Annotated in this window: 1 protein-coding gene; it reads left to right on the top strand. The window is 31.9% G+C overall.

The annotated features are described in order from the left end of the window. Positions 1–673 (top strand): dihydropteroate synthase (locus BG20_RS07465; protein ID WP_010193030.1); only part of this gene is annotated, 673 nt, incomplete at its 5' end. Positions 674–745: the final 72 nt, after the last annotated feature.

Here is a 745-nt window from a genome sequence, read left to right as displayed (position 1 = left end):
ATACCTGCCAACATCTGTATCAGAAAAAACAGAATTACAAAGAATTCTCGATGCGATTAAAGTAATTCAAAACATCTCAAATCTTCCAATTTCTGTAGATACTTGTAGGGCAAATGTTGCAAAACACGCCCTAGAATATGGAACTGAAATAATCAATGATATTTCTGGATTAAAGTATGATCCTAAAATGATTGATGTAGTAAGAAAATATCGACCATCCCTTGTTCTATGTGCATTTGATTCAAAAAGAGTAATTGGCGATATTCAGTCTACTAAAGATCTTTTAAAAGACAGTTTAAAACTTGCAAATACTGCTGGTATTTCATCTGATAAAATAGTTTTAGATCCTGCTATTGGTTTTTTTAGAAAGTCCGGTAAGGGATCTTTTTTTACAAAAATCAAATCTGATTGGTTAAAGCGAGATCTGTCGGTAATTCAAAATCTAAAATCAATTAAGATGAACCACCCCCTTTTGATCTCTGTTTCAAACAAATCATTTATTGGAAAAATACTTGGAAAAGAAAATGTTTCTGATCGACTATTTGGATCTCTTGCTGCAGAGGTCATATCTGTTCTTAATGGAGCTGATATAATTCGCACTCATAATGTGGCACAAACAAAGGATGCAATTACAATTGCATCAAGACTATCTAAAAGACACAAAGGCTTATAATCCATATTTGACCATCTTTACAAGGTTTCATTGGAATTTAAAGAAGGATTAACTTTTGATGATGTTCTTCTT

Source organism: Candidatus Nitrosarchaeum limnium BG20, from assembly GCF_000241145.1.
GTDB classification, from domain to species: Archaea; Thermoproteota; Nitrososphaeria; order Nitrososphaerales; family Nitrosopumilaceae; genus Nitrosarchaeum; species Nitrosarchaeum limnae.
This window is presented reverse-complemented; position numbering and strand designations above follow the sequence as displayed.